This window comes from Candidatus Microthrix parvicella Bio17-1 (genome assembly GCF_000299415.1).
GTDB classification, from domain to species: domain Bacteria; phylum Actinomycetota; class Acidimicrobiia; order Acidimicrobiales; family Microtrichaceae; genus Microthrix; species Microthrix parvicella.
The window spans coordinates 121148-128105 of sequence record NZ_AMPG01000006.1 but is presented as its reverse complement, the minus strand read 5'-3'; the positions used below and the strand labels follow the sequence as shown (position 1 = coordinate 128105).

Annotated in this window: 4 protein-coding genes; all 4 read right to left on the bottom strand. The window is 67.3% G+C overall.

Translation table 11 applies throughout. The features are described from left to right. On the bottom strand, positions 1–2321 hold a 2321-nt coding region (locus MPARV_RS25245; RefSeq protein ID WP_157789720.1), incomplete at its 3' end, for a choice-of-anchor G family protein. 158 nt (positions 2322–2479) lie between these two features. Beyond that, positions 2480–4243 carry a copper resistance CopC/CopD family protein gene (locus MPARV_RS0118435; protein ID WP_020379295.1) on the bottom strand — a complete coding sequence of 588 codons (1764 nt, stop codon included), beginning with the start codon at positions 4241–4243 and terminating at the stop codon, positions 2480–2482. 34 nt (positions 4244–4277) lie between these two features. Beyond that, positions 4278–5429 carry an SAM-dependent methyltransferase gene (locus tag MPARV_RS0118430; protein WP_157789719.1) on the bottom strand — a complete coding sequence of 384 codons (1152 nt, stop codon included), beginning with the start codon at positions 5427–5429 and terminating at the stop codon, positions 4278–4280. Between the two features lie 10 nt (positions 5430–5439). Further along, positions 5440–6954 carry an NADH-quinone oxidoreductase subunit N gene (locus MPARV_RS0118425; RefSeq protein WP_020379293.1) on the bottom strand — a complete coding sequence of 505 codons (1515 nt, stop codon included), beginning with the start codon at positions 6952–6954 and terminating at the stop codon, positions 5440–5442. Positions 6955–6958: the final 4 nt, after the last annotated feature.

The window sequence follows — 6958 nt, the reverse complement described above, 5'->3', positions numbered from 1 at the left end:
ATCGTCACCACCGTCCCACCGGCCGTCGGACCCGACGGAGGCGTCAGATCGGTGACCACCGGAGGCGGAACGAACGTGAACGTACCCGGAGCCGACACCCCACCCGGAGTCGTCACCACCACATCGGTCGGACCAGCAGCATGCGGCGGCGAAGTGATCTCGATCTCGGTGTCGGAGATCACGTTGATGCTCGTACCGGGCGTCCCATCAAAGGTGACCCCGGTGGCACCGGTGAACCCGGAACCGGTGATCGTCACCACCGTCCCACCGGCCGTCGGACCCGACGGAGGCGTCAGATCGGTGACCACCGGAGGCGGAACGAACGTGAACGTACCCGGAGCCGACGCCCCAACCGGAGTCGTCACCACCACATCGGTCGGACCAGCAGCGTGCGGCGGCGAAGTGATCTCGATCTCGGTGTCGGAGATCACGTTGATGCTCGTACCGGGCGTCCCATCAAAGGTGACCCCGGTGGCACCGGTGAACCCGGAACCGGTGATCGTCACCACCGTCCCACCGGCCGTCGGACCCGACGGAGGCGTCAGATCGGTGACCACCGGAGGCGGAACGAACGTGAACGTACCCGGAGCCGACGCCCCAACCGGAGTCGTCACCACCACATCGGTCGGACCAGCAGCGTGCGGCGGCGAGGTGATCTCGATCTCGGTGTCGGAGATCACGTTGATGCTCGTACCGGGGGTCCCATCAAAGGTGACCCCGGTGGCACCGGTGAACCCGGAACCGGTGATCGTCACCACCGTCCCACCGGCCGTCGGACCCGACGGAGGCGTCAGATCGGTGACCACCGGAGGCGGAGCAAGCGAGTTCGGGCCGACTCTCGCGGTAGCCACATCGAGGGTCAGCGCATCCGCCACGGGGAGCACGGTGATACGCAGGGCCGTCTCGGTGAAAACCCCGCCGCTGGTCGACTGATTGTTGACCGTGATGCCAACGGCCTCGTCGAGTACCGGCTTGAGCGCCGGAACCACGTTGGCCAGCACCGGTGCGAACAGATCGTCCGACAGCGTGGTCAGGGTGTCGGTCACCGCCGTAATCGGCGTGTTGAGTGCGCCCAGCACTGCGGTGAGGCCACCGGGGAGCCCCAGACCGACACCCAACAAGGCGATACCGGTGGTGTCTCCGGCGCGGACCGCACCAACGGTGGTGTTCAGTGTCAGAATGTCTGTACCCAGAATCGAGGCGCCGCCGGTGATCGCAGTTGCGTCGACCGCAGCCAACAGCGTGTCCTGGATATCGACCAGGTGAGCCTGCAACAGCCCGGTCAGGTTGGTCGTGATCGCAGTGATGGTCGCATCGGTCAGGATGTCGGTGTTGGCGGGAAGCCCATTGAGCGACGTCAACTCGTCGAGGTCGACCGTGACGAGCCCGGTGTCCAGGTCGACGGTGACGCCCGGAAAGGCCGGGTCGGAGATCGTGCCGGACGTCAGCCCGGCGATGGCGGCCGACAGGTCGGGCGGGGTCACGTTGACGTCGACAACGACGAGTGGCGACAGCGGACCCAGTAGAGCGCCCACGGACGCGTCGAGGGCAGCGTCGAGCCCATCGATCTCGCCCTGGGTGACGGCGACAGCGGAGTTGATCTCACCAACCAGCGCCGCAAGCGTGGCGCTCTGGAAGTTCATCTTCAGATCATCGATGCTGTACGCACCCACCGGGCTGCCGGGTGCCGCCAAGGAAGCCTGGGCTGAGACCGTGTCGGCCTGCAGGCCCAGCTGAGCAACCTCGGCCAGCAGCGCCGGGTTGAGCCCCAGGTCGGAAACCACACCGCCCAGACTGAGCGAGAGCGGGCCGGGGGCAACGCCGGGTCGCGGTGTTCCGCCGGTGCCGATCGTTCCATCGGACTGGATCAGCCCGGACGAGCCCAACGACGAACCATCGTCGAGGGCGCTGGCGTACTGCCCCACCACCCCGGCGTTGGTGAACTCCAACGGCACCTGCACACCGCCGGGGATCGTCAGATTGACCAGACCCAACGCACCCAGGTCGAGGTTGCCCGAGTTGGTTTGGGACGCCGTGCCATCGCTCGTCGCCGTCTCACCGGCCAGGCTGGCCACCAATGCCAGATCGCCGGCCAGCAGGGTGCCCGACAGAAACTGGCCCTCGGCGTTGGACGTATCTCCTGGAACAGCGCCCGCCGTTTGCTGCGTGCCGGCCAGCGTGCCCAGCACCAACATCAACGCGGCAGCGATCCGTACCCCGCGTCCAAGCCGGAAACGCTGCAGCGCCCCGGGCCTGGTCCGCCCAATTCCCCCGATGGTTCGACCGAGGCGACCGGCAACTCCTGGCTGGGTTGTATCCATGTCTTTGAATCTGCCCGATACCAACTGAAAATGCAAGGCCCCGCCCAAAGAAGGGGGAATGCACCCATATCTACCAATAGATCGTATACTGTACGAAATGCTTTAAACACCGCTCAGGACTGAACCAGGCAGGTCGTCCATCTGCAATTGCCGGGTGCTCAGCCGCCGATGTCCACCTGAAAGGTGGCTCGCAGGAACTCGGCGGTTCCCCGACGTGCGTCCACGGTGACCATCCACTCACCCGGGGAGGTCAACGGCACGTCGTCCGCTATCACGTGACTAGGATTCAATTCAATCAGTTCAGGCTCGATCGGGCCCAGATCCGCTGACGGGAGCGCAAAGCTCACGGTCAGCTCGGACAGATCCTCGGGCGGAGGTCCAGTCGGGTCGACCACGGTCACGTGAGCCACGGTGGGACCCACCCGAACCGGTGACATCTGAATCTGAGCCTGGTACGGACCGAAGTCGGCCACGTCGCTGAATGTGTCCGAGGCGACCGCCGTGCCCGGGTCGTTCGACGCGGCGGACACTTCGGGCGGCGGCGCCGTCGCCCCAAGCACGCCGCCGAGCACCACGGCGACGGTGAGCAGCACCATCTCGGCCTGAACCGCCCGCTGCAGCGCCCGGGCGGACCGCTGGGCGTCCTTGGCATCGGCGCCCTCGGGAGCGAGCCCGGGAAAGGCGCGGGCCAATCTGGGGATCAGCCACCACTTGTTGCGGGCCGCAAGTGCGACCGCCGCCGCGAGGACGACCAGCTTGGCGACCCCGAGCAGGCCATATCCGGAGGTGACCAATCCGGAAGGGCCGTGGACACGCACCAGCAGCATGGCGACGCCCGTGCCCAGGAGCACCACCACCGCTCCCAGGCCCCACGGGGAGAACCGAATCGCCCGGTGGAGCAACTCCCAGTGACCCTCGGTTGCGGAGCACCCCGGCGTCGGCGTGTTGCCGTCTCGCCCGGCAGCGCCGCGCTCGCCCTCCTCGTCGTCGCCGGGGCCCGGCGCCGACTCCAACCTCCATCGCCGGACGGGCCCCGGCAGCACGCCGGCCGTCCACACCAAGGCCGACACCCAGATCGCCGCCGCCGTCACGTGACCCACGGTGCCGAAGATGCTGAGCAACACCGGGTCGACCACCGTGGCATGGCCCACCAGCGCCGCCGCCACCACGGCGCAGGTCCAGACCACGCCCAGCGCACGCGAATCGAGCCTGCCGAGGGCGCACATCAGGTGGCCGTAGCCCACCAACAGGACGGTGGCGGCCAGGAACCGTCCGCTGGAGGTGCCCAGCACCGTGCCGAGCGCGTCCACGGGGCCGCTCGCCCCTCCGGCGATGGCGCTCCACAGCTCGGCGATCACCACCAACACCGTGCCCGCCCAGGCCAACGCCGCCAACGGCCCCCAGCGGGCCACGCCCGCCCACAACAACTGCCCGGCCAGCACGAACATGGCCACGAACGCCAGCGAGCGCCCCGCGGCGGAGAGCGCGGCGATCAACGGCGACTGCCCGGTGGTCCCCAACGCCACGTCGGCACCGCCGCCCTCGACGCCCAGGTTGAACACCCATGCGCCTCGAAGGGGGTGGCCGTCGGCAGACACGGCCTTCCAATCGACGGTGTAGGTGCCCTGCTCAGTGAGGTCGGGAATACCGATGCGCACCTCGGGGCCCTTGGCGGACGCCGAGATACCCGACACCGGCGTACCCGTGGGGTCCAACAGCCGAACCCCGTCGCTGCTGACCTTAACCCGCTCCGAGTAGGTCATCACCAGCACCGGCGGGGCCTCCACCACGGTGGAGCCCTGGGTGGGCGTGGTGGAGATGAGGTCGGCGTGGGCACCGGCGGGTGTCGCCCAACCAAGCACGGCGGACACCGCCAGCCCCAGCATCACCACCAACAGGCCACGGCGTCGTAGCGCGTTCACCGTGGACCGTCCGTGGGGGCCTGGGGGCCGCGACCTATCCACCAGCGCCCCATTCGGCAACCAGGAAGGCACCGAGACCAGCGCTGTCAACCAGCGTCGGGGCCTCGTTGAGCAGCGAGATGTCTCGGGCCCGAGCCAGGTCCAAGGCAGCGTCGGGCCGCGCTGCCAGGCGCGCCGAAGCGGCCGCGACCAACTGGTCGATCCCCCAACAAACCAGGGCGTCAGCCTGGGTGACCAGGCGATCCGGTTGCGGCAACTGGTCGAACGGGACGTCCGTGGTGAGGTCGCGACCCCCCAAGTTCTCCAACGGATCCGTCCCAACAGCACCCTGGGCGTAGGTCCGCAGCCAACCGTCACGGCCGGCAACCTCAGCGCTGGTACGAGCCCCGTAATCCACCACCACCAGGATGCCCGAGGCGAGCCGCCTCTGCGCTTCGGCAACCCACTCGGCCGCACCTGCGCTCCAAGGCACCGGTGCATCATCCGGCACGTTGTCCCACCACTCGCATGCAGCCAACGCCGCGGCATCATCGCCAACCATCGGTCGCCAGGTCAGCTCCAGTTCGGAGCCGGCCGCAGGGATCCCCGGCCTCTCGAAGGCTGGAGCCACGCCTCCCGGCGCCACCCACAACTCCTGGACCTGGCCGCCGTGACGCTGGACGACTCGGGCGGGCAGGTTGTCCAGCAATTCGTTGGCCACGATCACGCCGGCCACGCCTTCGGGCAGGCCGGCCTGTGATCGGACCGCGACCTCACGGTCGGCGGCCCACCCGATCAGGTCGGCGTGCCCGGCGCGTTGGCGCGCAGAACGCTCCACCAGCACCACTTCAAGCGCACCAACGCACTCCGGCTGAGCTGCCAGCACAGCACGTACCAGCGTGCCCGGACCCGCACCCGCATCCACCAACGTCCAGGTGTCCGGACGACCGGCAGCGTTCCATGCCTGGTCCACCCGCCGGGCGATGCAGGCACCAAACAGCGGGCCAAGCTCAACGCTGGTGAGGAAGTCGGCCCGTCGACCCGCCGCCCCGCCCGTCTCGTAGAAGCCAATGCCCGGCTCGTACAGCGCCAACTCCCACAGCGCATCGAAACGCAGTCCGCCAGAGCGGACCACAGCCTCGATCAGCGCCGCATGGGCGCCGAGAGCCCGATGTGTGCTCGTCGGGCCGCCCGGGGCTTGGATCAATGGTTGGTGGCTATCCGCCCAGCCCGGCAGCAAGCGCAGGAACGGTGGACATCTTGGTGATCAGGTCGGGCAACACACCCGCCACCAGGGTGACAACCAAGCAGATGGCGATGGCCGCCACCGGGTTGACAGGCACCTTGAACGGGGTGACGTCGCCGTCCGGCGCATCGTCGAACCACATCGCGTGGGCGACGGCCATGTAGTAATAGGCGGCGATCGCAGTGTTGACCGCCATGATCACCGCAAGCGCATAGCCCATGCCCGTGCCCGCACCGATCAGTGCGTTCCACACCGAGAACTTGGCGTACCAGCCACCCAGCGGCGGAATACCCACCAGCGAGGCAAGGAACAGGGTGAACATGACCGCCACACCCGGGGCATAGGAGAACAGCCCACGCATCGAGTCGCGCTCAGCGGAGCCGGTCTTGCGGGCGATCGCGATGACGCAGGCGAATGCACCCAGGTTCATGGCCGCATAAATCAAGAGGTAACTGACGATCGCAGACACGGCGAGCTCGGGGTTGGCCTCATACACGGCGAAGCAGGCAAGGATGTATCCGGCCTGTCCGATGCCGGAGTAGGCGAGCATGCGCACCACGTTGGTCTGGCGGATAGCAATCAGGTTGCCCACGGTCATCGACAGCGCCGCCAGGATGAACATCAGCGGCTGGACCACATCGGCCCGCTCCGCGAAGCCAATGAACACCAGCTGAATCAGCGCGGCGAAACCGGCGGCCTTGGACGCCACCGCGAGAAAGGCGGTGATCGGGGTGGGAGCACCCTCGTAGGTGTCGGGCGCCCACGCATGGAACGGAACCGCTGACACCTTGAAGCCAAACCCGATAATGCTGAGTACCAGCGCCACCACCACGATCGAGCTGGGCGCATCGCCCTTGCCGATCGCTCTGGAAATCTCGCCGAGGTTGGTGGAGCCCGACACGCCGTAGAGCAGGCTGAAGCCGTAGAGGAAGATGCCGGTGGCGAAGACGCCCATCAGGTAGTACTTCAGCCCCGCCTCGTTGGATTTGGTGTCCCGCTTCCGCCAACCGGCAAGCATGTAGGCCGGAATCGACAGGAGCTCCAACGCGATGAAGATGGTGATCAGGTCGGTGGCCGATGCCATCACGGACATGCCCAACACCGAGCACATCATGAGCGCGTAGTACTCGCTCTCCCAGTAGTCGCCCTCCGCCACGTACTTGGTGGACAGCAACACCACGATGTAGCCGGTGACGAGGAACAGCACCTTGAGCGCCAGCGCCCGGTTGTTGATGACGAACGCGCCATCAAAGGTGCTGCGTATCTCCGGCGAGGCAGTGGCCAACGTCAACACCGGGATCAGGGCAGCCAGGAACCCCAGGCCGGCAATGCCGGGAATGAGCGGCTTCGCCCGTTCCAACAGCACCGAGTCGAGCAGCACAATTCCCAACGCAACCGCCGCCAGCACCAACTCGGGCGCAATCGCATGCCAATCGATGGTGGGGGTGACGAACTCGGCGCCCTGGCCGATGAGCGAAGCGAGCACGAGA